26 protein-coding genes and 1 pseudogene are annotated in these 23,392 nt (G+C 73.4%); 9 read left to right on the forward strand and 18 right to left on the reverse strand.

Going from position 1 to position 23,392, the window contains the following annotated elements:
• Window positions 1-17 precede the first annotated feature (17 nt).
• Complete coding sequence (locus V2W30_RS10475) at window positions 18-476, forward strand: hypothetical protein (RefSeq protein ID WP_338695574.1); 459 nt, start codon at window positions 18-20, stop codon at window positions 474-476.
• On the opposite strand, the gene hisI is transcribed toward V2W30_RS10475, so the two are convergent.
• Window positions 457-843: a phosphoribosyl-AMP cyclohydrolase gene (gene hisI, locus V2W30_RS10480; protein ID WP_425244518.1), complete on the reverse strand. Its 387-nt coding sequence runs from the start codon at window positions 841-843 to the stop codon at window positions 457-459. The genes V2W30_RS10475 and hisI overlap by 20 nt on opposite strands.
• A gap of 74 nt (window positions 844-917) precedes the next feature.
• Between hisI and V2W30_RS10485 the strand changes: the two genes are divergently transcribed.
• Together V2W30_RS10485 and V2W30_RS10490 are read left to right on the forward strand one after the other, a co-directional pair.
• Entirely contained in the window at window positions 918-1,553 is a 636-nt protein-coding gene (locus tag V2W30_RS10485) for a TIGR03085 family metal-binding protein (protein WP_338695576.1), read from the forward strand.
• A gap of 49 nt (window positions 1,554-1,602) precedes the next feature.
• Window positions 1,603-2,001 carry a VOC family protein gene (locus V2W30_RS10490; protein WP_338695577.1) on the forward strand — a complete coding sequence of 133 codons (399 nt, stop codon included), beginning with the start codon at window positions 1,603-1,605 and terminating at the stop codon, window positions 1,999-2,001.
• Window positions 2,002-2,009: 8 nt separating this feature from the next.
• On the opposite strand, the gene V2W30_RS10495 is transcribed toward V2W30_RS10490, so the two are convergent.
• The 4 genes from V2W30_RS10495 to V2W30_RS10510 form a co-directional block, all read right to left on the reverse strand.
• A complete protein-coding gene (locus tag V2W30_RS10495) occupies window positions 2,010-3,254 on the reverse strand; it encodes an MFS transporter (RefSeq protein WP_338695578.1) in 1,245 nt (414 codons plus the stop codon).
• A 14-nt stretch (window positions 3,255-3,268) separates the two neighbouring features.
• The gene (locus tag V2W30_RS10500) at window positions 3,269-3,859 is read right to left on the reverse strand and encodes a helix-turn-helix domain-containing protein (protein ID WP_338695580.1); all 591 of its coding nucleotides are present in this window, start codon (window positions 3,857-3,859) and stop codon (window positions 3,269-3,271) included.
• Between the two features lie 273 nt (window positions 3,860-4,132).
• Window positions 4,133-5,350 carry a helix-turn-helix domain-containing protein gene (locus V2W30_RS10505; protein ID WP_338695582.1) on the reverse strand — a complete coding sequence of 406 codons (1,218 nt, stop codon included), beginning with the start codon at window positions 5,348-5,350 and terminating at the stop codon, window positions 4,133-4,135.
• Between the two features lie 166 nt (window positions 5,351-5,516).
• Window positions 5,517-6,920, reverse strand: a complete 1,404-nt coding sequence (locus tag V2W30_RS10510) for a helix-turn-helix transcriptional regulator (protein ID WP_338695585.1) — start codon at window positions 6,918-6,920, stop codon at window positions 5,517-5,519.
• A gap of 364 nt (window positions 6,921-7,284) precedes the next feature.
• Between V2W30_RS10510 and V2W30_RS10515 the strand changes: the two genes are divergently transcribed.
• A complete protein-coding gene (locus tag V2W30_RS10515; RefSeq protein ID WP_338695588.1) occupies window positions 7,285-7,512 on the forward strand; it encodes a hypothetical protein in 228 nt (75 codons plus the stop codon).
• Between the two features lie 113 nt (window positions 7,513-7,625).
• Here V2W30_RS10515 and V2W30_RS10520 read toward each other — a convergent pair whose 3' ends face one another.
• The 9 genes from V2W30_RS10520 to hisD all read right to left on the reverse strand — a co-directional run bounded on the left by V2W30_RS10520 (window position 7,626) and on the right by hisD (window position 14,503).
• Window positions 7,626-8,501, reverse strand: coding sequence for a dienelactone hydrolase family protein (locus V2W30_RS10520; RefSeq protein WP_338695589.1), 876 nt, complete (start codon window positions 8,499-8,501; stop codon window positions 7,626-7,628).
• Between the two features lie 241 nt (window positions 8,502-8,742).
• Entirely contained in the window at window positions 8,743-9,513 is a 771-nt protein-coding gene (hisF, locus tag V2W30_RS10525; protein WP_338695591.1) for an imidazole glycerol phosphate synthase subunit HisF, read from the reverse strand.
• Entirely contained in the window at window positions 9,510-9,929 is a 420-nt protein-coding gene (locus V2W30_RS10530; RefSeq protein WP_338695593.1) for a RidA family protein, read from the reverse strand. Before V2W30_RS10530 ends, hisF begins: the two co-directional genes overlap by 4 nt.
• Window positions 9,926-10,660, reverse strand: coding sequence for a bifunctional 1-(5-phosphoribosyl)-5-((5-phosphoribosylamino)methylideneamino)imidazole-4-carboxamide isomerase/phosphoribosylanthranilate isomerase PriA (gene priA / locus V2W30_RS10535; RefSeq protein WP_338695595.1), 735 nt, complete (start codon window positions 10,658-10,660; stop codon window positions 9,926-9,928). The genes V2W30_RS10530 and priA overlap by 4 nt, the downstream gene beginning before the upstream one ends.
• The gene (hisH, locus tag V2W30_RS10540) at window positions 10,660-11,298 is read right to left on the reverse strand and encodes an imidazole glycerol phosphate synthase subunit HisH (protein ID WP_338695597.1); all 639 of its coding nucleotides are present in this window, start codon (window positions 11,296-11,298) and stop codon (window positions 10,660-10,662) included. The genes priA and hisH overlap by 1 nt, the downstream gene beginning before the upstream one ends.
• A gap of 10 nt (window positions 11,299-11,308) precedes the next feature.
• Window positions 11,309-11,473: a hypothetical protein gene (locus V2W30_RS10545; protein WP_338695599.1), complete on the reverse strand. Its 165-nt coding sequence runs from the start codon at window positions 11,471-11,473 to the stop codon at window positions 11,309-11,311.
• A gap of 2 nt (window positions 11,474-11,475) precedes the next feature.
• Window positions 11,476-12,069, reverse strand: a complete 594-nt coding sequence (gene hisB, locus V2W30_RS10550) for an imidazoleglycerol-phosphate dehydratase HisB (RefSeq protein WP_026246354.1) — start codon at window positions 12,067-12,069, stop codon at window positions 11,476-11,478.
• Window positions 12,066-13,184: a histidinol-phosphate transaminase gene (locus V2W30_RS10555; RefSeq protein WP_338695602.1), complete on the reverse strand. Its 1,119-nt coding sequence runs from the start codon at window positions 13,182-13,184 to the stop codon at window positions 12,066-12,068. Before V2W30_RS10555 ends, hisB begins: the two co-directional genes overlap by 4 nt.
• On the reverse strand, window positions 13,181-14,503 hold the full coding sequence (gene hisD / locus V2W30_RS10560; RefSeq protein ID WP_338695604.1) for a histidinol dehydrogenase: 1,323 nt from the start codon (window positions 14,501-14,503) through the stop codon (window positions 13,181-13,183). Before hisD ends, V2W30_RS10555 begins: the two co-directional genes overlap by 4 nt.
• Window positions 14,504-14,748: 245 nt before the next feature.
• Between hisD and V2W30_RS10565 the strand changes: the two genes are divergently transcribed.
• From V2W30_RS10565 to ybaK, 4 genes are all read left to right on the forward strand, one after another.
• Window positions 14,749-16,263: an oxidoreductase gene (locus V2W30_RS10565; RefSeq protein WP_338703556.1), complete on the forward strand. Its 1,515-nt coding sequence runs from the start codon at window positions 14,749-14,751 to the stop codon at window positions 16,261-16,263.
• Between the two features lie 250 nt (window positions 16,264-16,513).
• Window positions 16,514-17,533 carry a hypothetical protein gene (locus V2W30_RS10570; RefSeq protein WP_338695606.1) on the forward strand — a complete coding sequence of 340 codons (1,020 nt, stop codon included), beginning with the start codon at window positions 16,514-16,516 and terminating at the stop codon, window positions 17,531-17,533.
• Window positions 17,534-17,538: 5 nt separating this feature from the next.
• A complete protein-coding gene (locus V2W30_RS10575) occupies window positions 17,539-18,315 on the forward strand; it encodes an LON peptidase substrate-binding domain-containing protein (protein ID WP_338695608.1) in 777 nt (258 codons plus the stop codon).
• Window positions 18,316-18,351: 36 nt separating this feature from the next.
• Window positions 18,352-18,852 (forward strand): Cys-tRNA(Pro) deacylase, encoded by a 501-nt coding sequence (gene ybaK, locus V2W30_RS10580; protein WP_338695610.1) that lies wholly within the window; start codon window positions 18,352-18,354, stop codon window positions 18,850-18,852.
• A gap of 183 nt (window positions 18,853-19,035) precedes the next feature.
• On the opposite strand, the gene V2W30_RS10585 is transcribed toward ybaK, so the two are convergent.
• The 4 genes and pseudogenes from V2W30_RS10585 to V2W30_RS10600 form a co-directional block, all read right to left on the reverse strand.
• Complete coding sequence (locus V2W30_RS10585) at window positions 19,036-19,716, reverse strand: DUF2567 domain-containing protein (RefSeq protein ID WP_338695611.1); 681 nt, start codon at window positions 19,714-19,716, stop codon at window positions 19,036-19,038.
• Window positions 19,717-19,750: 34 nt separating this feature from the next.
• Window positions 19,751-20,581: an ABC transporter permease gene (locus V2W30_RS10590; protein ID WP_338695612.1), complete on the reverse strand. Its 831-nt coding sequence runs from the start codon at window positions 20,579-20,581 to the stop codon at window positions 19,751-19,753.
• Window positions 20,578-21,558, reverse strand: coding sequence for an ABC transporter ATP-binding protein (locus V2W30_RS10595; protein ID WP_338703557.1), 981 nt, complete (start codon window positions 21,556-21,558; stop codon window positions 20,578-20,580). The genes V2W30_RS10590 and V2W30_RS10595 overlap by 4 nt, the downstream gene beginning before the upstream one ends.
• A gap of 135 nt (window positions 21,559-21,693) precedes the next feature.
• A pseudogene (locus tag V2W30_RS10600) lies at window positions 21,694-22,940 on the reverse strand (NYN domain-containing protein).
• A 245-nt stretch (window positions 22,941-23,185) separates the two neighbouring features.
• On the opposite strand from V2W30_RS10600, the gene V2W30_RS10605 reads away from it, so the two are divergent.
• Window positions 23,186-23,365 carry a hypothetical protein gene (locus tag V2W30_RS10605; protein ID WP_338695614.1) on the forward strand — a complete coding sequence of 60 codons (180 nt, stop codon included), beginning with the start codon at window positions 23,186-23,188 and terminating at the stop codon, window positions 23,363-23,365.
• The last annotated feature ends 27 nt before the right edge of the window (window positions 23,366-23,392 follow it).

A 23,392-nucleotide genomic window follows, 5' to 3' on the forward strand; every position in this document is an offset into this window, starting at 1 on the left:
GAACGTAGGACGTGATCATGAAACGTGCCGCCGTCCTGGCCGCCCTCGCCCCGCTGTTGCCCCTGCTCTGTGCCGCCGCCCCCACGCCCGCCCCGCCGCGGTGGCCCGCCCCGACGAACGTCGCGGAGCGGGTGCGCGCCGCCGGGCTGACGATGCTCCCGGAGGAGGGCGTCGTCATGCACATCCACTCGCGGCTCACGGTGTACGCGGACGGGCAGCAGGTCACCGTGCCGGCCGACCTCGGCATCGACCGCAGCGGGGAGAAGCCGCGCTACAGCCCGCTGCACACGCACGACACGACCGGTGTCGTGCACGTGGAGTCACCGCGGTGGCAGGACTTCACCGTCGGTCAGCTGTTGACGGAGTGGGGCGTGCGGCCGCACTGCGCGGGCGTGGTGGACGGGCGGGCGGTGCCGGGCGATCCGGCCCGGATCGTGTTCCGGGACGGATCGCGGATCACGCTGCGCTGCCGCTGAGGGGCAGTTCGTCGGCGTCGAAGCAGGTGCGGTCGCCGGTGTGACAGGCGGCGCCGACCTGGTCGACCTTGACCAGGACGGTGTCCGCGTCGCAGTCGAGGGCGACGGACTTCACGTGCTGGAAGTGGCCGGAGGTGTCGCCCTTGACCCAGTACTCCTGGCGGCTGCGCGACCAGTACGTGCAGCGGCCCGTGGTCAGGGTGCGGTGCAGTGCCTCGTCGTCCATCCAGCCGAGCATGAGCACCTCACCGGTGTCGTACTGCTGGGCTACGGCGGGCACGAGGCCGTCGGCGCCGCGCTTGAGGCGCGCCGCGATGGCCGGGTCGAGGTTGCTGCGGGGCACGGGCGAGCTGGTCATACGTGCCATTGTGCCGCGCCGCGGGACGCTCCCGGCGGCCCGTCCACTGTCCGGACGGCAGGCACGGTCGTAGGCTGGCGGCCATGTCGACCCATGCCAAGCGTGAACGACTTCTGCTCGCCGATCTGTTGGAGGCCGCGGGGCCCGAGGCCGCCACCCTCTGCGAGGGCTGGACCGCCCGCGATCTCGCGGCCCATGTGGTGGTGCGCGAGCGCCGCCCGGACGCCGCGGGCGGCATCCTCGTCAAGCAGCTCGCGTCCCGCCTGGAGCGGGTGCAGGCCGAGTTCGCCGAGAAGCCGTACGAGGAACTGATCCAGCTGATCCGCACGGGGCCACCGCGGTTCTCGCCGTTCTCCCTGAAGCAGATCGACGAGGCGTCGAACGCGGTGGAGTTCTATGTCCACGCCGAGGACGTGCGGCGCGCGCAGCCCGACTGGACGCCGCGCGAGCTGGACCCGGTCTTCTCCGACGTCCTCTGGTCGCGTCTGGAGCGGATGGCGCGGGTGATGGGCCGCAAGGCGCCCGTCGGCCTGGTGCTGCGCCGCCCGGACGGGCAGACGGCGGTCGCGCACCGCGGCACGCCGGTGGTCACGGTGACCGGTCAGCCGTCGGAGCTGCTGATGTACGCGTTCGGGCGGCAGGACGCGGCGAGCGTGGAGCTGGAGGGGGACAAGGCGGCGATCGCCACGCTCAGCGAGACGAAGCAGCTGGGGCTGTAGCACCCTGGGGCGTACCGCTGTCCGCAGTCGTCCCGCAGGAAAGGCCCTCATGATCAAGATCGCCATGACCAGCGTCTACGTCGACGACGTGGCCAAGGCCCACGCGTTCTACACGGACGTCCTGGGCTTCGAGACCCGCAACCACGTCGACCTGGGCGACGGCACGCTGTTCGTGACGGTGGGCGCGGCCGGTGCCCAGGGGGACGTGGAGCTCCTCCTGGAGCCCGGCCAGGGGCCGATCGCCGAGCCCTACCGCGCGGCGCTGCGCGAGGCGGGCCTGCCGGTGATCGTCTTCTCCGTGGACGACGTCGCGGCCGAGCACGCCCGCCTCGACCGGCTGGGGGTGCGGTTCACGCAGGGCCCCGAGGAGCAGGGACCGGTGATCACGGCGGTGCTCGACGACACCGTGGGCAACTATGTGCAGTTGATGCAGTCGGTCGCCAAGTAGCTTTTCCGCTACGGGAGTTCGGCGCGCCGCAGCGGTCCCGAGACCAGAGCGGTGACACCGCCGAGCGCGCAGACTGCGGCGCACATCGCGAAGACGACGCCGGTCCCCCAGCCCTGCACGGCCCAGCCGACGACGGGGAACGTGAGCGGGGCGACGCCGAAGCTGACCAGCGTGGAGGCCGAGGTGACCCGGCCGATGTAGGCGGGTCCGGCGTACGCCTGGAGCAGTGCGCCGCTGAGGGTGCCGGCGAGTCCCACGAGGAGCCCGACGGCGAGTGCCGCGCCGACCGCGCCCCACAGGGACGGCACCTGCGCGAGGGCCGCGATCGCCGTGGACCCGACGACGGCGACCACCCCGGTGACGAGCCCGGCGCGGGGCACCCGGCCGCGCACGGTGACCAGGAGCGCCGCGACCCCGGCGCCGACGCCGAATCCGGCGAGGACGAGCCCCATGCCGGCCGAGCCCCAGCCGCGTTCGCGTGCGAGGAGGGTCAGGCCGAGGTTCATCGGCCCGACGAAGCCGAGGTCGCCGAGGGCGATGCACAGGACGAGGGGGCGCAGCACCGGGTGGCGGGCGATGTACCGCAGCCCGTCGCGGAGTTCGGCTCCGACGGCGCCGCGTCCGGGCTCCTCGCGCGGTGCCGGTGTGCGCAGCCGGACGGTGAGCAGCAGTGGCAGCGACACCCCGATGAGGAGCGCGGCGAGCCCGAAGGATCCGGCCGTGCCGCCGAGCGCGATGCCGAGTCCGCCGAGGGGTCCGCCGAGCACGTTGGCGAGGCGGGTCGCGAGGGCGCGCAGGCCCTGGACGCGGGCGAGTTGGGCGCGGCCCGTGATCCGGGTGGGCAGTGCTCCGGCGGCGGGCAGGAAGACGGCGTCGACGATGCCGAAGACGACGGCGACGGCGCCGAGGGCCCACAGGCCGGGGCTGGTGGCGAGCAGCATCACGGCCGCGGCGACGACGAGGACGGCGCGCACCGCGCTGCTGCCGAGGACGACGCGGCGCGGCCCGTACCGGTCGGCGACCACGCCGCCGCCCAGCATGAGGACGGCCCGCGGCACGGCGCTGACGGCGGTGACGACGCCGGCCTGGGCGGGGGTCCCCTGCTGCACGGCCGCCCAGGACAGGGCGAAGTAGTAGACGTTGTCGCCGACGGCGGACGCGGTGTAGGCGCCGAGCCAGCGCAGGACGTTGCCGTCGCGGTGGGCGGACACGGCATCGTCGACGGGCGATATGCGTACGGCGGTCGCGGCCATCGCGGGGCGCCTCCTCAGGTCCGGAACGGGAACGCGTAGGTGTGCACGGCGACGTTCTCCCGGCCCTCGGTGTCCCCGGCGGCCTCGGCGGCCCGGCCGTCCTCCTCGTAGCGGCGCAGCAGCTCGCGCATCTCCCGTACGAGGGAGGTGAGTTCGGCGGCGGTGAGACGCATCATCGACTCGGACGACTCGTGGGCCGTGGCCCAGGCGTCCTCCCAGGCGATCCGCTCGTCGAGGAAGCGCCGGTACATGGCGGCGCGCTGCTCGAAGAAGAGGCGGCTGGCGGCGGTGTGCGCCGCGGCCTTCTCGGGGGCGTCGCGGAAGTCGGCGTCGCGGATCTCGACGCCCTCGGACGCGGGCTGCCACCAGCGCTCGCGGGCGTCGGCGCGCTGCGGCTCGGCCTGCTCGATGAGACCGTGCTCGGCGAGTTTGCGCAGGTGGTAGCTGACCAGGGCGACGGCTTCGTCGACCTGCTCGGCCAGTTGCGAGGCGGTCGCGACGCGGCGCAGGGACAGCTCCCGGTAGAGCTGGGCCCGTACGGGGTGGGCCAGCGCCTTGAGGGTGCCCAGGTCGGTGATGCGGCGGTCGCGCTCTTTGTCTGCCATGACACCACCGTAGGTACGCAGGAAAACTTGCGCAATATAAATTGCGCAAGTTCTGCTGTGTATCTGTCGCGGTCGCGGGGTCCGCGGGAGCGCGCGCCTGAGCCTGTCTCCCAGATCCCTCCGTCCGCCCGAAGGGCGGGCCCTGCGGCGTCCGGTGCGTGCTCTCGGCGTGCCGGGTGCAGGGCCTCGTACTGGATGTACGTGGCCTTGGGCCCGGTGCGGCGAGAGCGCGTGCCAGGCGTCGCAGGGCAGGAGAGATCCGGGAGACAGGCCCTAGGGCAGCTGGCGGTGGGCGCTCAGGGCGAGGCCGAGCTCCACCAGGTCGGTGGGGCTGGTCAGGCTGCGGCCCGTGAGCTGTTCGCAGCGGCGCAGGCGGTTGAGGACGGTGTTGCGGTGGCAGTAGAGGCGGGTGGCGGCACGCTGGGCCGAGCCGCCGCAGTCCAGCCAGGCCCGCAGGGTGTCGAGCAGGACCGTCGCGTCGGCGGGCGGCAGGACGAGCAGGGGGCCGAGGACCCGGGCGACGAGCATGCGGCCGAGGGCGGGGGCGCCCGCGACGAGGGCGGCGGGCAGCTCGTCGTCGAGGAGGACCGTGCCGCCGGCGGCGGGACAGATGCGCAGGGCGGTCTCGGCCAGGCGCCGGGCGGTGCCGACGGCGGCGAGCCCGTCGACGGCGGGGCTGACACCGGCCCGCCCGGTCGCCGACTCCCGCAGCGCCGCGGCGAGCCCGTCGGGGTCGAGGTCCCCCAGGGCGACGATGCCCAGCTCGGCGTCGCCGCTCTTGTGCCAGACCGCGCGGACCCCGCCCGGCAGCGCGGGCGGCGTGCCGCGGCCGCCCGCGACGAGCACCACCGCGTACCGGCCGCGTTCGGGCAGGCCGAGCACGGCGGCGGCCTCGGGCAGGTCGGCGATGCGGATGGCCCCGTCGAGGAGCGCCGCGGTCATCAGGCGGCGCCGGTTCTCGCGGCGCCAGGTCAGCTCGCGCTCGGCCTCCCGGTAGGCGTCGGCGACACAGGTGCAGTGCTCGTCGACGAAGTTCCACACGTCGGCGGCGAGGTGGACCAGCAGATGCGCGTCCTCGGGGTGGTGCAGCGTCACCTCGTCGACGAGGGCCTGCCAGACCAGGGCGCCACCGAGCCGGAAGGCGTGCAGCACGGCGTCGAGCGGGAGGCCGCGCGCCGCGCGCTCGGCGCCGATCCGGGCGGAGCAGGCGCGGGCGGCGGCACGGGAGCGCACCGGGTCGAGGAGGGAGTCGACGCTGTGCCGCAGCGAGCGGCGGATCTCCGCGCGCACGTCGGCGGGGTCGGCCTCGATCGCGGCACGGTAGGCCGGCTCCTGTGCGTACAGGTCGGCCGTCAACCGTTCGGTGAGCGAGGCGAGTTGACCGCTCAGGGGCAGCGCGGCGCGGCGCAGTACGGCGACCGCGTCGGATCCGACGGGGCCTGCGGCGGAGCGCGTACGGGGACGGGGACGGACGAGGTGCGCAGCGGGCATGGCGGTCCTCCACGGGTCGACTCGCGCCCGAAGAATGACATACCGTCCGGTCGGTCTCTAGTGTTCGGAAGAAAGCGGCAGGTCACGGTGCGGTGACGTTCAGGTGTCGTCGTTCGGGTCGTGACGCCCGAAGGGTGGCGTCCGGAGGGGACGGCACAGGTGACGTTCAGGAATGCGCGGCCATCTGTTCCGCGCGGTCCACGAGGCGGGCCAGTTCGACCCGGGAGCGGACGCCGAGCTGCGCGAAGACGTTGCGCAGGTGGTGGTCGACGGTGCGAGGGCTCACCGAGAGGTGCTGGGCCACCTCGCGGTTGGTGGCGCCGTCCGCGACGCAGCGCGCGATACGCAGTTGCTGCGGGGTCAACTCGCTGAGCATGCCCGGGGGTTCGCGGTGCGCGGGAGCCTCGCCCGTGGCCCGCAGTTCGGCCGCGGTCTGCTCCGCCCAGACGGTGGCGCCGCACCGCTCGAAGGCGACGAGCGCGTCGCGCAGCAGGACGCGGGCGCGGGCCGGTCTGCGGGCGCGGCGCAGCCACTTGCCGTAGAGGGCGGCGGTGCGGGCCCGCTCGAAGTCGCCGCCCGTCCGCTCGTGGCGGGCGAGGGCCTCGACGAAGCGGGCCGGGGCGACGGCCGGGTCATGGGTGGACAACAGGGCCTGGCAGCGTGCGAGTTGGGCGGGCGCCTGCGCGTCGTGGCCGCGCTCGGCCCACACCACGAACTCGGCGACGGCGGCGTGCGCCCCGCTCCCCTCCCCGCGTCCTGCGTCTCGCCCGCGAGCACCGCCGCCTCGACGAAGCACGGCACGGCGAGCATCCGGATCGCGAAGTGCCCGCACCGGGTCCCGGGCCGGACGAGCGGCCCGAGCCGGGCCGCCGCCTCCCCGGCCCGGCCGCGCGCCAGGTCGGCGCGGGCCAGCGCCCACTGGGCGAGGGTGGCGGCCTGGACGAGGCCGTGCCGGGCGGCGATGTCCTGCGCGGCCCCGGCGTGGTGGGCGACGGCCGCCGCGTCGCTGTCGAGGGAGGCGACGAGGGCCAGGATCGCGTGCTGGTGGGCGAGGGCGTTGCGCTGGCCGGTGGCGAGCGCGGCGCGCAGCCCTCCTCGGCGTGGGCGCGGGCCCGCGCGTGCCGCCCCGCGCGCAGTTCGCCGTACGCCAACAGCTCCAGGGCGCGAGGAGTTCGGCCTCCGCGTGCTGGACGCGGGCGGCGGCGAGGGCTCTGCTGCCCGTGCGGCAGGCGGCGTCGACGTCCCCGGCGACGAGGGCGGCGGCCCCGGCCCGCAGCAGGGCGTCCGGGTCGCGTTCCTGGGCGGCCCGTGCGACGACCCGGCGCAGGGCGACCCGCGCGGGCCGGTACCGGTCGCCGAGGGAGGCGGACATGCCGAGCCGGTAGTCGCGGTCGGCGTCCGGCTCGGGTGTCTCCGGCGTCCTGACGAGCGCCGGGGCCGCCGCCTCCCGGTACGCGTCCATGTCGCCGAGGGCCCAGGACGCTTCCGCCGCGGCGAGCCGGGCCGGGAGCGCGAGGTCCGGCGGGCAGAGCCGGGTCGCGAGCAGCAGGGACTCGCGGGCGTCGGCCACGGGCCCGTCGCGCAGGGCGAGGAGCCCGTGGACCAGGGCGGCCCACCCCGGACGGCGTCGCCCCGCGCCGCTTCGGCGGCCCTGTCGAGGAGTGCGCGGGCCTGCCCGGGGCGGCCGGCGAGCCGGGCCTGGTCGGCGGCGGCGACCAGCCGCCAGGCGTACGCGTCCGGAGCGGTGGCCAGGGCGGCCGCGTGGGCGAGCGCGACGGCACGCTCCCCGTGCGGCGGGCCTGACTCCTGCGCCGCCGACGCGAGTTCGGCGCCGAGCCGCTCGTCCGGGTACGGGGAGGCGAGTACCCGGTGCAGCAGGCCCGCGAGCCGCTGCCGCTCCCCGCGGCGGCAGCGGCGGCCTCGGAGAGCAGCCGGTGCGCGGCCCTGCGCCGGGCGGGCGGCGTCGCCTCGTACAGCGCGCGGCGGCCGGGGAGCAGGAGCCTGCCGTCCGGTCCGCGCTCCAGGCCCGCGCGCTCGGCGGCGTCCAGGTCGTCGGGGCCGAGTCCCGCGAGGGCGGCGGCCCGCAGCACGATTCCGCCGTCGGCGCCGGGAGCCTCGGGGTCGCTCTCGTACGCGGCGGCGGCCAGCACCAGAACCTCTGACGCGGTCACCTACGTCACGGTAGGAGCCAACCGCCCGACGGGGAACGCCGGTTGGGCCCACACCCAACCGGCGTCGCACGACGCTGTGCCCCCGCACACCACAGGTCGCACGATCAGGAGGTGTGGGGGCAGTTCCCCCGGTACTCGTCGATCGTGAGGCTCGGACTCGGCAGCGGGCAGAGGAACTGCTCGTACCGGGTGTCGTTGTCGATGAAGCGCTTCAGCCACGAAATGCTGTACTTCGCGATCGTCGTGTTGGACGAGTTGGGCGTGAAGTGCGTGGCGCCGTTCAGCTCCAGATACGCCTTGTCGAGCGATCCGGGCAGGCTCTCGTAGAACGGTTCGGAGTGGGTGGCGACCGGGGCGACCGTGTCGCCGTCGGCGCCCACGACGAGGGTCGGCGTCTGGATCTCGGGCCAGGTCTTGTCGAGGTTCCAGCCGGTGAGCGGGATCGCGGCCTGGAGCGAGGGGCGGCTCTTGGCGGCCTCCAGCGTGCCGCCGCCGCCCATGGAGTGACCCATGACGCCGAGCCTGCTGGTGTCGATGCGGCCGCGCACGGAGCTCTGCTGCGTCAGGTAGTCGAGCGCGGCGAGGAGTTGGCGGCCGCGGCTGTCGGGCTGGTCGAGCGTCGTGTTCGTGTCGATGGTGAAGACGACGAAGCCCTGCGAGGCCAGGCGTGGGCCGAGCCAGGCGATCGACGACTGGTACGCCGTGTAGCCGGGCGATATCGCGACGGCGCCGAACGTGCCGTCGGCCGTCGACGTCGGGTAGTAGATCGTGCCGCCGCCGAACCCGCTGACGCTCAGCGACGACACGGTGGTCTGGGAGACGGCGTACGAGCCGCGCGACGCCTCGATGCTGGACTGGGTCGGGGCGGGGCCGCGCTCGTAGGGGTTGGCGGCGGCGTGCGCGGTCAGCGCCTGCGTGGTGACCAGGCCGCCGGCCGCGAGGGCGGCGGCGAGTGCCGTACGGATCAGGCGGGTTCGCATCTTGCCGGCGGCTCGTCGGGCGTGCACGGGGGATGCCGCACTGCTGTGCTGCTGCACGATGACGCGTTCCTCTCGGTGGGGCGGCGTCCGTCCCGGGACGCCACCGCGGTCAGTGACAGCGGCCACGCTCCCGTGGGGCGCGCCCCCACGCATCGGTGAAATCGCCGGTCTCGTGCAGCGGCGCGAGCAGCGCGAAGGGCCCCGGCCGCGGACGCGGTCGGGGCCCTTGGGTGGTCGTGGCTCAGCGCACCGGGTGTCCGGCCCGGCGCAGTTCCTGCTTCACCTCGCCGATCCGCAGGTCGCCGAAGTGGAACACGGAGGCGGCGAGCACCGCGTCCGCGCCCGCGGCGACGGCCGGCGGGAAGTGCTCCAGCTTGCCCGCCCCGCCGGACGCGATCACCGGCACGGTCACGTGCTTGCGGACGGCCTCGATCATCTCGATGTCGTAGCCGTCCTTGGTGCCGTCGGCGTCCATCGAGTTGAGCAGGATCTCGCCCGCGCCCAACTCGGCCGCCCGGTGGGCCCATTCGACGGCGTCGATGCCGGCGGACCGGCGCCCGCCGTGCGTGGTGACCTCGAAGGAGGCGGGCGCCCCGGGGCGGGCGGGGGTGCGGCGGGCGTCCACCGACAGGACGAGCACCTGGCGGCCGAACCGCTCGGCGATCTCGCGGATCAGGTCCGGGCGGGCGATGGCGGCGGTGTTGACCCCCACCTTGTCCGCGCCGGCGCGCAGCAGCTTGTCGACGTCGTCGGCGGTGCGTACGCCGCCGCCGACGGTGAGCGGGATGAAGACCTGCTCGGCGGTGCGCCGCACCACGTCGTACGTGGTCTCGCGGTTGCCGCTGGACGCGGTGATGTCCAGGAACGTCAGCTCGTCCGCGCCCTCGGCGTCGTAGACCTTCGCCATCTCGACGGGGTCGCCCGCGTCGCGCAGGTTCTGGAAGTTGACGCCCTTGACGACGCGGCCGTTGTCGACGTCGAGGCAGGGGATGACGCGTACGGCGAGACTCACTGCGCTGCTCCTGTCGCGTGTCGGAAGGCCTCGACCTCCACCTCGACGACCAGCGACGGGTCGATGAAGCCGGAGACGATCAGCAGGGACGTGACGGGGCGCACGGTGTCGAACAGCTCCTTGTGGGCGCGTCCGACGTCGTCCACGTCCCGGGCGTGCGTGAGGTACATGCGGGTGCGCACGACGTCCTCACGGCCGAGCCCCAGGGCGCGCAGCGCGTCGAAGGCGACCTGGAAGGCGTTGACCGTCTGCTCGTACGGCGTGCCGGCGTCGATCACGCCGTTGACGTGGGACGTGCAGCCGGAGACCAGGACCAGGCCGTTGGGCAGTTCCACGGCACGTGAGTACCCGATGGTCTCCTCGTACGGGACGCCCGAGGAGACCCGGCGCACCTCGCCGGAACCGGAGGAGGTCATACGGAGACCGCCTCCAGGGCCTCTTCCAGGGTGAACGCCTTGGCGTACAGGGCCTTGCCGACGATGGAGCCCTCGACGCCCAGGGGCACGAGCTCGGCGATGGCGCGCAGGTCGTCCAGGGAGGACACGCCGCCGGACGCCACGACCGGGCGGTCCGTGGCCGCGCAGACGTTCTTCAGGAGCTCCAGGTTCGGGCCCTGGAGCGTGCCGTCCTTGGCGATGTCGGTGACGACGTAGCGGGAGCAGCCCTCGGCGTCGAGGCGCTCCAGCGTCTCGTAGAGGTCGCCGCCGTCGCGGGTCCAGCCGCGGCCGCGCAGCGTCGTGCCGCGCACGTCGAGGCCGACGGCGATCTTGTCGCCGTGCTCGGCGATGACCTTGGCGACCCATTCGGGGGTCTCCAGGGCCGCGGTGCCGAGGTTCACGCGGGTGCAGCCGGTGGCGAGGGCGGCGGCGAGGGTGTCGTCGTCGCGGATGCCGCCGGACAGCTCCACCTTGATGTCCATGGCCTGGCTGATCTCGCGGATCAGGGCGCGGTTGTCGCCGGTGCCGAACGCGGCGTCCAGGTCGACCAGGTGCAGCCACTCGGCGCCGGCGTTCTGCCAGGCGAGGGCGGCCTCCAGCGGGGAGCCGTAGGAGGTCTCGGAGCCGGACTCGCCGTGCACGAGGCGGACGGCCTGTCCGTCGCGGACGTCGACGGCGGGGAGAAGTTCGAGCTTGTTCGCGGCGCTCATCAGAGGGTTCCGATCCAGTTCTTCAGCAGCTGGGCTCCGGCGTCGCCGGACTTCTCGGGGTGGAACTGCGTCGCCCACAGCGCGCCGTTCTCGACGGCGGCCACGAACGGCTCGCCGTGGGTGGCCCAGGTGACCTTCGGCGCACGGATGTTCGGGTTGTGCACCTCCAGGTCCCAGTTCTGGACCGCGTACGAGTGCACGAAGTAGTAGCGCTCGTCGGCGTCGAGGCCGGCGAACAGCCGGCTGCCCTCGGGGGCGCGCACGGTGTTCCAGCCCATGTGCGGGACGACGTCGGCCTTGAGCGGCTCGACGACACCGGGCCACTCGTCGAGGCCCTCGGCCTCGACGCCGTGCTCGATGCCGCGCGCGAACAGGATCTGCATGCCGACGCAGATGCCCATGACGGGGCGCCCGCCGGAGAGCCTGCGGCCGACGATCCAGTCGCCGCGGGCGTCCTTGAGGCCCCGCATGCAGGCGGCGAAGGCGCCGACGCCGGGGACGAGCAGTCCGTCCGCGTTCATGGCCTTGTCGAAGTCGCGCGTTATCTCGACGTCGGCGCCCGCGCGGGCGAGGGCGCGCTCGGCGGAGCGCACGTTCCCGAAGCCGTAGTCGAAGACGACAACTTTCTTCTCAGTCATGACAGTGGGGTCAATTCCAGTAGTCGAGCCGCAGCACGCCCGCGACCAGGCACAGGGCGGCGCTGATCGAGAGGAGCGTGATGAGGCTCTTGCCCATGCCCTGCTTGACGAACGAGTAGACGCCGCCGAGCAGGAAGAGGCCGAGGACGATGAGGACGGTCGCGAGGCCGTTCATGGCTAGAGGGCACCCTTCGTGGAGGGGAGGATGCCGGCGGCGCGCGGGTCGCGCTCGCTCGCGTAGCGCAGGGCGCGGGCGAGGGCCTTGAACTGGCACTCGACGATGTGGTGCGCGTTGCGCCCGTACGGGACGTGGACGTGCAGCGCGATCTGGGCCTGTGCGACGAAGGACTCCAGGATGTGCCGGGTCATCGTCGTGTCGTACTCGCCGATCATCGGCGCCATCTTCTCGGGCTCGGTGTGCACGAGGTACGGGCGGCCGGAGAGGTCGACGGTGACCTGGGCGAGCGACTCGTCCAGCGGGACGGTGCAGTTGCCGAAGCGGTAGATGCCGACCTTGTCGCCGAGGGCCTGCTTGAAGGCGGCGCCGAGGGCGAGGGCGGTGTCCTCGATGGTGTGGTGCGAGTCGATGTGCAGGTCGCCCTCGGTCTTGACCGTGAGGTCGAAGAGGCCGTGGCGGCCGAGCTGGTCGAGCATGTGGTCGTAGAAGCCCACACCGGTCGACACGTCGACCTTCCCGCTTCCGTCGAGGTCGATCTCGACGAGGACGGAGGTCTCCTTCGTCACACGTTCAATACGTCCTACGCGGCTCATGCGCCCCGCTCCTGACTGTTCATTTGGGCCTTCTTCACTTCGCGGGCCGCGTCCAGGAACGCGTCGTTCTCCTCGGGGGTGCCCACGGACATCCGCAGCCGTCCCGGCACTCCGTTGTCGCGGATGAGGACTCCGCGGTCGAGGATGAACTGCCAGACGGCGTGCGGGTCTTCGAAGACACCGAACTGGATGAAGTTGGCGTCGGCGACGGTCACGTCGAAGCCGAGGCCCTTCAACTCGGCGACCACGCGGTCGCGTTCGGCCTTCAGCTGCTCCACGTAACTCAGCAGCGTGTCGGTGTACTCCAGGGCGGCGAGCGCCGTGGCCTGGTTGACGGCCGACAGGTGGTAGGGCAGGCGCACCAGTTGGACGGCGTCGACGACGGCCGGGTCGGCGGCGAGGTAGCCGAGCCGCAGTCCGGCGGCGCCGAACGCCTTGGACATGGTGCGCGAGATGACCAGGTTCGGCCGTCCCTCGATCAGCGGGAGCAGCGAGTCGCCGTGGCTGAACTCGGTGTACGCCTCGTCGACGATCACCAGGGCGTCCTTGCCGGCCGCCTCGTAGAGCGCGAGGACGTCCTCGGCCGCCACCGCGTTGCCCGTGGGGTTGTTGGGGCTGGTGATGAAGACGACGCTCGGCCTGTGCGTACGGATCGCCTCGACGGCGCCGGGCACGTCGAGCGAGAAGTCCGCCCGGCGCGGGGCGCTGATCCAGCCGGTGTTGGTACCGCGGGCGAGCAGCGGGTGCATCGAGTACGACGGCTCGAAGCCGAGGGCGGTGCGCCCCGGCCCGCCGAAGGCCTGGAGCAGCTGCTGGAGCACCTCGTTCGACCCGTTGGCCGCCCACACCTGCTCGTACGTGACGGGGTGACCGGTGGTCCGGGTCAGGTACCCGGCGAGTGCGGTGCGCAGCTCGACCGCGTCCCGGTCGGGGTAGCGGTTGAGGTTCCTGGCCGCTTCCGCGACCCGCTCCGCGATCCGCCGCACGAGGGGCTCGGGCAGCGGGTACGGGTTCTCGTTCGTGTTGAGCCGTACGGCGACGTCCAACTGCGGCGCGCCGTAAGGGGACTTGCCGCGCAGCTCGTCCCGTACGGGGAGGTCGTCGATGCCGGTCATACGGTGGGCACCTTCCACCCGAACCGCGCCTTGAGGGCGGCACCGTGCGCGGGCAGGTCCTCGGCCTCCGAGAGGGTCACCACGTGCCGGGTGATCTCGGCGAGGGCGTCCCGGCTGTAGTCCACGACGTGGATGCCGCGCAGGAAGGACTGCACGGACAGGCCCGAGGAGTGGCAGGCGCAGCCGCCGGTGGGCAGCACGTGGTTCGATCCCGCGGCGTAGTCGCCGAGCGAGACCGGGGCCCACGGGCCGACGAACACGGCGCCCGCGTTCCGCACCTTTTCGGCCACGGCGGCGGCGTCGGCGGTCTGGATCTCCAGGTGCTCGGCCCCGTACGCGTTCACGACGGCGAGTCCGTCCTCGACGGAGTCGACGAGGACGATCGCGGACTGCTTGCCGGTGAGCGCCGGGACGATCCGCTCGTCGCGGTGCTTGCTGACGGCGACCTGCGCCTCCAGCTCCCGGACGACGCCGTCGGCGAGCTCCGCGGAGTCGGTGACCAGGACCGAGGCGGCCAGCGGGTCGTGCTCGGCCTGGCTGATCAGGTCGGCGGCGACGTGCACCGGGTCGGCGGTCGCGTCGGCGAGGACGGCGATCTCGGTGGGACCGGCCTCGGAGTCGATGCCGATGACGCCGGTGAAGTAGCGCTTGGCGGCGGCCACCCAGATGTTGCCGGGGCCCATCACCATCGGCGCGGACGGGCAGGACTCGGTGCCGTACGCGAACATCGCGACGGCGGTGGCGCCGCCGGCCGCGTACACCTCGTCGACGCCGAGCAGCGCGCAGGCGGCCAGGATCGTCGGGTGCGGCAGGCCGCCGAAGTCGGCCTGGGCGGGCGAGGCGAGCGCGATCGAGGGGACCTCGGCCTCCTGCGCCGGGACCACGTCCATGATCACGGAGGAGGGGTAGACGGCACGGCCGCCGGGCGCGTAGAGCCCGACGCGGTCCACGGGGACCCACTTCTCGGTGACGGTGCCACCGGGGACGACCTGCGTGGTCTCGGTCGTACGGCGCTGGGCGCGGTGCACGATCCTGGCGCGCCGGATCGACTCCTCCAGGGCGGCGCGGACGGCGGGGTCGAGCGTCTCCAGGGCCTCGGTGATGGCCTCGGCCGGGACCCGTACGCTCTCCAGCTTCACACCGTCGAATTTCTCCGCGTACTCGATCAGCGCCGCGTCACCGCGATGATGCACGTCCTCGCAGATCGGACGCACCTTGTCCAGGGCGGCCGAGACGTCGAAGTCGGCACGGGGCAGCAGCGAGCGCAGGGCCTGACCCTCGGGGAGGGCGGCGCCGCGCAGATCGATTCGAGAGATCACCCGCCAATTCTCTCAGACGCCGCTCGGCCGTCGGCCGCCCGTATCAATGGCTGATACACGCCCTGATCCGGCCGTTGTTCCGGCCCCGGAAGATGACCTTCACGACTAGCGTTCAGACGGTCACCCAGCGGGCATGAACAGGTGTACGAAACGTACGGGGAGGAAGAGCAGTCGTGGTCGACGGGACGACGACCGGCAGCGGCGACGGAGACGTGCCGGACGGACTGACCGCAACGGAAGTCGGGATGTGGCAGGCGTTCCGGAACGGGAGCGTCTACGACCTCCGGTCCGGGGACACGGCGGTGGACGACCCGCACGGCGGACATCCCTGGGGACCCGAGCGCAGCGTGCGGGCGCGGATCGTGGCGTGGCTCCTGCTGGCGGGACCGCCCGCCCTGGACGGCCGGGTCTCCTCCCTCAAGCTCCAGGGCGTGCAGATCACGGACGTCCTCGATCTCGCGGGCGGCACGGTCGTCCCGTATGTCGAGATGAAGCACTGCCGTTTCGAGAAAGAGGTGCTCCTCCCCGAGGCGCACTTCACGACCGTGCGCCTCGTCGACTGCTCGGTACCGCGCCTGGAGGGCGCCCGGGTGCGCACCGAGGGCGATCTGCACCTCCCCCGCTGCCGCTTCCACAACGGCGTCCGCCTCACCGACGCCCACATCGGTACGGACCTGTTGCTCAACCAGGCCGTCGTGTTCCGCGACCGGCGCGGCAAGTCGATCATGGCGGACGGGATGTCGGTCGGGCAGGACCTCCAGGCCGAGATGCTGGAGACGCACGGGGAGCTGAGCCTGCGCGGCGCCACGGTGGGCGTCTCCCTCTCGCTGCGCGGCAGCCTGCTCAGCAACACCGGCGGGCGGCTCGCCCTCAACGCCCCGCAGATGTCGGTGGAGCGCACCCTCTATCTGACCCCGGCCGGGCTCGGGAACCCGCTCCAGACCAGCGGCTCCACCCCGGCCCGCGGCACCCGGGTGCAGCGCTTCGCGTGCGTCGGCGGGATCCGGCTCGACGACGGGCGCTTCGGCGACGCCATCGACTTCGACTCGGCGCGCTTCGCCCTGGAGCAGGACCAGGAGATCTCGCTGCGCCGCGTGCAGACCCCCGAGCTGCGCTTCCTCGGCGAGAGGCCGCAGCGCGGGCGGGTCGTCCTGTCCGGCGCGAAGGTCGTCAACCTGGTCGACAAGTCGACGAGCTGGCCGGGCCCGGGGCAGCTGCGGGTCGGCGGGTTCCAGTACGAGAACCTGATCCCGTTCGGCTCCTTCCCGCTCACCCGGCGCCTGGACTGGCTCGCCTCCGCGACCCCCGAGTACAACCCGGAGCCGTACGAGCGGCTCGCCACGGTCCTGCGCAACAGCGGCGAGGACGCCGACGCCCGCGAGGTGCTCCTCGCCAAGCAGCGGCGCCGCCGCGAGACGCTGCCGCTCGCGGCGAAGACCTGGGGCGTCATCCAGGACTGGACGGTCGCGTACGGGTACCGGCCGGGCCGGGCGGCGGTGTGGATGACGGTGCTGTGGGCGGTCAGCGCGGTGGCGTTCAGCCACGCCGACCATCCCCGGATGAAGCCGGGCGAGGGCCCGCAGTGGGACTCGGCCCTGTTCACCCTCGACCTCCTGCTCCCCGTGATCGACCTCGGCCAGTCGTCGAGCTGGCAGCTGCGGGGCGGCTGGCAGTGGCTCGCGGCGGTCCTGGTGCTCCTGGGGTGGATCCTGGCGACGACGGTGGCGGCGGGCGCGTCCCGACTGCTCCGCAGGAGCTAGACGCCGCAAGCCAGTGGTCAGCAGCCGCGAGCCAGGGGCCGCGGGCCGCGGGCCAGGGGTTGGCAGGGACCAGGGACTAGGAACCGGGCGCCGCGCCGGGCGACACTGGGCGGCAGCAGCCCTGGTCCCGGCACCGCCGGTCCCGAACCGTCCCACCCGAAACATTTCAGCGCCCTTGAGCAACCATCCGCCCGCATCACCCGTCATTCCTGCGCAAGCAACGAACCCCGCGCGCAGAGGAGGCCCCGCCATGCCGCTCCTGCGCGCTTTCATCCGCACCGCCCGCATGATCCGCCACACCGGTTCCCTGTCCGAAGGACTCCCCGCGGACGACGACGTCCTCCTCGACGCCCCGGACGCCCGGCTCGCCCCGGCCCTCGTCGCCGCGGGCACCGGCGACCCCGGCCCGGTCGCCAAGGTCCTCGCCCACACCCGCGAGGCCGGCGAGTGGGAGAACCGGGACCGCTACGTCCAGCGCCTGGCCGCCTTCGCCACCCACCGCACCGAGTGGTTCGAGTCCTGGCAGAGCTCCGCGCCGCACGACCCCGACCTGCTCCTGGTCAAGGCCGAGCTCGCGGTGAGCCGCGCCTTCACCTCCCCAGCCCGCGCCGAGCTGCTGCGCGACGTCACCCCGCTGATCCTCGCCGCGTCCGACGCCGACTCCGGCGACCCGGTCCCCTGGCGCGTGGCGCTCGACCACGCCCGCGGCACGAACGCCCCGCACACCGCCTTCGAGGCCCTGTGGTCGCAGGCGGTGCGCCGCTCCCCGCACCACTACGGCTGCCACGTGTCGGCGCTTCAGTACCTGTCGGCCGCCTGGTACGGCTCGCACGCCGAGTGCTTCGACTTCGCCGAGCGCGCCGCGCAGGACGCGCTGCCCGGCTCCCTCCTCAAGGCCCTGCCGGTCCGCGCCGCCCTCGCGTACCTGACGACGACCGCGCCCAGGACCCCGCACGGCATCCCGCGCACCCGCCTCGACGCCGCCGCCGACCTGGCCATCGAGCTGTCCCGCGCGTACGACACCGCGGACGCCTGGCCCGCCGAGGTGCGCAACGTCCTGACCTGCGTCCTGACCGAGTTGCAGCGCTGGCCGGACGCCCTGGAGCAGCTGCGGCTCATCGGCCCGTACGCGACCACGTTCCCCTGGGACCGGGTCTGCGACGACCCGCTGGGCCGGTTTCTGGAGCTGCGCGACACCGTGCGCCTGGAGGTCGCGGCGGCCCTGCCGCTGCGCGGCGGACCCGGCACGTCCGGCGCCCATTACGCTTGACCGTCGTGACCACCGTCCGGCTTCCGCTCTTTCCGCTCAACTCGGTGCTGTTCCCGGGACTCGTGCTCCCGCTGAACATCTTCGAGGAGCGTTATCGCGCCATGATGCGCGATCTCCTGAAGGCCGCCCCCGAGATCCCCGACACCGACCCGGCCGTCTCCGACGAGCCCCGGCAGTTCGTCGTCGTCGCCATCCGCGACGGCCACGAGGTCGCACCGAGCGCCGCCGGGATGCCGGACGCCGCCACGGCGAAGGAGGCCGGCGCGGGACCCGCGGCGGGCTTCGGCGACGACCCGATCGCGTCCTTCCACACCGTCGGCTGCGTCGCGGACGCGGCGACGATCCGCGAGCGCGCCGACGGCAGCTTCGAGGTGCTTGCCACGGGCACCCGCCGCGTGAAGCTCCACTCGGTGGACGCCTCGGGCCCGTATCTGACGGCCGAGGTGGAGGAGCTGCCCGAGGACGAGGGCGACGAGGCGGGCGCCCTGGCCGAAGGGGTGCTGCGCGCGTTCCGCTCGTACCAGAAGCGGCTGGCGGGCGCCCGCGAGCGGTCCCTGTCGACGGGCGCCGAGCTGCCGGACGAGCCGTCGGTGGTGTCGTACCTCGTCGCGGCCGCGGCCGTCCTCGACGTACCGACCAAGCAGCGCCTGCTCCAGTCCCCCGACACGGCCTCCCGGCTGCGCGACGAGCTGAAGCTGCTGCGCGCGGAGACGGCGATCATCCGGAACCTGCCCTCGCTGCCCGCCACCGACCTCACCCGGCAGGCGACCAGCCTCAACTGACCTGACTGACCCGACGGACATCAAGGACGAGAGAAGTTGGCTAAGAAGGCCAAGAAGCAGCAGTCCGGCGGAACGCCCGCGACGGTGGCCCTGACCGCCGCCGGCACGACCTTCACGGTCCACGCGTACGAGCACGACCCGGCGCACCCCTCGTACGGCGAGGAGGCGGCCGAGGCGATGGGCGTCTCCCCCGACCGGGTGTTCAAGACGCTCGTCGCGGACGTCGACGGCGCGCTGACCGTCGCCGTCGTGCCGGTGGCGGGCCAGCTCGACCTCAAGGCGCTCGCGGCGGCGGTCGGCGGCAAGCGCGCCACGATGGCCGACCCCGCCCTCGCCGAGCGCACCACCGGATACGTCCGGGGCGGGATCTCGCCTCTCGGGCAGCGCAAGAAGCTGCGTACGGTCATCGACGCGTCGGCGGAGAAGCACGCCACGATCTGTGTCTCGGCGGGGCGCCGCGGGCTCGAGGTGGAGCTGGCGGCGAGCGACCTGGCGGCGCTCACGGACGCGGTGCTCGCTCCGGTCGGGCGTGCCTGACCCCTCGACGAACCCCTGGTCCTCGGCTAAGCACCAAGGACATGTCGAAGAAGACGCGCAAGCGCAAGTGGCGGATCAAGAAGGGCAAGTCGAATCACGGGCGCAGGCCCGCCTGAGCCGCACGGACGAGCCCCGCCGGCCGCGCAGGCGGCCGGCGGGGTCCCGGTGCCCGGTGTGCCGCCGTCACGCGGCCGGCGGGGCCTCTCCACGCGGCATGTAGTACTCGGCGTACGGGTCCGGGTCGCGCGGCCCGAACAGCCCGGTGAGGCCGAGGTGCACGACCATCGCGGCGAGCGGCCATGCCAGCAGCGCCCCCTTGGCCTTCAGCTCCAGCGGCGCGTCGAACACGACACCCTTGCCGACGTCCTTCGCGTGCGCGGCGACGTTCTGCGTGGGCCCGAGCCAGATCCCGAACCGCCACGCGAGCGCGCCGCCCAGCAGGCTGCCGAGGGCCAGCGCCACCACCAGCGCGATCCCGCCGCGCTTGCGCCACAGGAAGACGGCGGCACCCGTGACCACGCCGAACGCCAGCCCGAGCAGGGTGAACGTTCCGTCGATGCCGATGGCCTGCTCCCCCTCGGTGTCCTTGAGGTAGACCGCCGTACTGTCCGACACCAGCGGAACCCGGGGCGCGAGCCACAGCCAGAGCGCGCCGAGCAGCAGCCCGACGAGCGCGACGCCGACCGTCACGACGGCGGCCTCGCGCAGTTCGGTACGGAGCCCGGGTCCGTCCTGCTCCCCGGCGTGCGGGGCGGACGGCGCGGGCGGCAGGTGTCCCGTCATCGGATCGGGAGCCTGCCACGGGTCCCCCTGCCCGTTGTTGTGCGGGGGTTGATGAGGCGGCGGCGTCAACGGTGCGGTCACCCTGCCATCGTGCCAGGCGTACCTGTCGGCCGCGTCACCGGACGGCTGCCCGGCGGTACGCCCACGTCGCCACGGCCAGCGAGGCCACGCCGACGGCGGCGCAGACCCCCAGGTCGAGCAGGACGACGGCCCAGTCGGGCCGGTCCCCGAAGGTCCGCGCGAAGGCCTCGACCCCGTACGTGGACGGCAGCAGATCCCGCGCGTAGCGCACGATCCCCGGCATCCGGTCGGCCGGGAGCACTCCGAGCAGCAGCGCCGCGGACATGCCCAACTGGCCGAGCAGGGTGGCCAGTTCGGGTCGCGGCGCGAGGAGTCCGAGGGCGGCGCCCAGACCGGCGAGGGCCGCTCCGGCCAGCGGGATCACGGCGCCGAGCACCCACAGGTGGGTGAGCGGCAGGTCGAACATGAGGGAGCCGACGACCGCGGTGACCACGGTGCCGGGCACGGTGAAGGAGGCGTACGCGCCGGCCGCGCCGAGGACGACGGAGGCGGGCGGCACGGGAAGCGTCGCGTAGTGGTCGAGCCCGCCGGCCGCGCGCAGCTGTCCGAAGTACTGGGCGAGCAGGTTCAGCGCGACGAAGGCGACGACGAGGACGGCGGAGCCGGCGACGACGGCCCGTGCCTCGCTGCCGCCCCGGTCGACGACGCCCCGCATCAGGATCATGATCCCGATGGACTGGAAGGTCGCCACGAAGAGCAGCGGGATCCGGGCCACGCGGGCCCGGGAGAGCTGGGCGCGGTAGACGGCGGCGAGCGACGGCAGGAACCGTGCGCGCGGCGCGAGACCGTCGTCGGCGAGTGAGGGCAGTGGTACGGGCTCCGCGGCCCGGCCGCCCTGCAACGCCTCGGCGGGAACGACACTCATGCCTTCACCAGGCCCTTCACGCTGCTGCGGCTCCCGCCGAGCGCCAGGTACACGTCCTCCAGGCTCGGTGTGGCGAGCGTGAAGTCGTCGAGGAAGTCGAAGGCCGGGCCGCCGGTGACGGCGGCGACGGCGGCGCGGGCCGCGTCCGGGGCGAGCCGCAGGGACCAGCGCCGACCGGCCTCGACGGCGTGCTCGCGCAGCCGCGCGACCTCGTCGAGCTCCATCGGCGCCTTCTCCCGCCACACGAGTTCGACCCGCACCTCACCGGCCACGCTCTCCTTGAGCCCGGCCGGGCTGTCGCAGGCGATGACCCGGCCCGCGTCGAGCACGGCGACCCGGTCGAGCACGGTCTCGGCCTCGATGACGTTGTGGGTGACGAGCAGCACCGTCGTGCCGCGTTCGGCGCGTCGCCGGTCCACGGCCGCCCAGACGGCGCGCCGGGCGACGGGGTCCATTCCGGTGGTCGGTTCGTCGAGCACGAGCAGGGGCCGTTCGCCGACGAGCGCGGCGGCGAGGCACGCGAGGCGCCGCTGTCCGCCGGACAGCTTCTTCAGCGGCCGCCCGGCCAGCTCCGTGAGTCCCAGCTCGTCGAGCACGGCGTCCCGCTCGATCCGCGCGTCCTTGAGGGTGAGCCCGCGCAGCCGCCCGGTCGTCTCGGCGGCGAGGGAGACGGTCAGCTCGTCGAGGGCGGTCGACTCCTGCCCCAGGTACGCGAGGATCCGCGCGGCCCGCTCGGGGTGCCGCACGATGTCGTGCCCGAGGATCTCGACGCTGCCCGCGTCGGGCCGCATCAGCCCGGTGAGCTGCCGTACGAGGGTGGACTTGCCGGCGCCGTTGGGCCCGAGCAGTCCGAAGATCTCGCCGCGCCGGATGTCGAGCGTCACGTCGTCGGTGGCCCGCACGGCGGGGGTGCCGGGCGCCCCGCGGCGCCCGCGCGCAGCGGAATACGTCTTACTGAGTCCTCGCACCGCGCACACCACAGTGCCCCCTTTATGGGTCGGGGCGGCCTGACCGGTGCGCGTACTCACGAGGAACGAGAGTACGGGGTCCGGGCATCATCATGGCGCGCGGGGCCGGACATATGCGGCGGACGTGCCCGGCCGGGCGCGGCCTCACTCCCCCGCGGAGGCGTGCTCCACCGTGGTCCGCACGTCGATCTCGCGCCAGAATCCGGCCCGGATCGCGTACCGGTCGTGCTCGTCGATCTGGTCGTCCTTGTGGGCGAGCAGCCCGAACCGCGCCGCGTACCTGAGCAGCTCCCCGTCGATCCGGTGCGGCACGCGCGGGTACATGGTCGCCAGCTTCGGCAGCAGCGTCTGGTCGGCGAGCCGTCCCATCCAGCGCCGCGCGAACACCTGCCCCACCTCGTACGGGTCGCCGCCGACCGTGGTGATGTCCTCCTCGCGGTCGGCCCACCGCTGCTCCGCCGTGGTGAGCTGCGCGAGTGTCGGCAGCGAGGCGGCCTCGGGGGGCTCGCCGCCGCCTCCGGGGCGCTCCACCCAGCCCTTGTCGGAGGACCAGCGCAGCGTCGCGTTCGCGGGCTGTCCCACCTGCGCGGCGTGGCCCGGCTGCGGGCCGGGGCCGCGCAGGGCGGCCAGGTCCTTCGGCGTGGGGACGCCCTTGGCGCCGCCGGAACGGTCCTCCGTGTCGCTCTCGGACCGGGCCGCCGGCGCGTGTTGGACGGGCTGGGTGTCCCTCGCTCGTCGGCGGCGCGGCCCGCCGAGGCGAGCGCCGACTCGGGCAGCGGGGCGGAGAGGATCGCGGCGATCTCGGGGCGCGGCACGGGCGGCGGCGCGCAGACGCCGCCGAGGTCCTTGGCGCGGACGGCCTTGGTGATCCAGGTCCGGTCGAGGACGCGCCGCTCGTCGGCCTCGGCGACGAGGTCCTCGGACTGGTTGTAGTCGCCGTCGGCGGCCTGCACGGCCCACAGGTGGACGGCGACGCCGTGCTCCTTGGCGGCCATCATGCCGGGCAGCAGATCGCCGTCGCCGGTCACGAGCACGACGTCGGAGCACGCGCGATTGCGGGCGAGTTCGGTCAGCTCCGCGTGCATGGCGGCGTCGACGCCCTTCTGCGCCCAGCGTCCGTCGCTGCGGGTCAGCGCGCCGAGCCGGACGGTGACGCGGGGCATGACGCGCAGCCGCCGGTGCTCGGGCTGCGGAACGCGGTCGGGTGCCCCGTCGAACCAGTAGATGCGCAGGAGTTGGCGCTCGGTCTCGGACTCGGCGCGCTCGCGCAGGCCCTGGATGAGGGCGGTGTGGTCGACATGGATGCGGGAGCGGGAGGGCTCGCCCGCGAGAAGGCTCGCGGCGGCCCCCAGCAGATACCCGGCATCCACCAGGACGATGCAACGGTCCACGCGATCCACCCTCTTTCGCCGACACGCCCGTGCGTTCGCTTCGGGTTTCCTTCGAGTCTGCCCGACCGCGCGGGGGTTAACGGCCCGAACTCGATCTTCGGCGTGGCGGATGGCGTGAAGGCCGGACGAACGCGTCCGGATACCCCTTGTCACGCACGGTAATTCTCTGAAATGCGCTGTTTGTCGTCCTATGTGAATCTGGAGCCGGCCCTGGCCCCTAGATCCCCCTCAGGAGGCAGATCACCATGGCCAAGAACAAGAACCGCAAGCAGGCCGCCCAGCAGAACCGCGCGTCCGCGGCGGAGCAGGCATCGGAGCAGGCCAAGTCGGCAGCTCAGGAAGCACAGTCGATGCCGCAGACGCAGGCGCAGGGCAGCCCCGCGGATGTGGCCCGTAAGCACCAGCGCCGCTTCGGTCACAACTGACACTAAAAGGCACTTGGCACACAGCGA

This window comes from Streptomyces sp. Q6, assembly GCF_036967205.1.
In the GTDB taxonomy this organism is placed as follows: Bacteria; Actinomycetota; Actinomycetes; order Streptomycetales; family Streptomycetaceae; genus Streptomyces; species Streptomyces citrinus.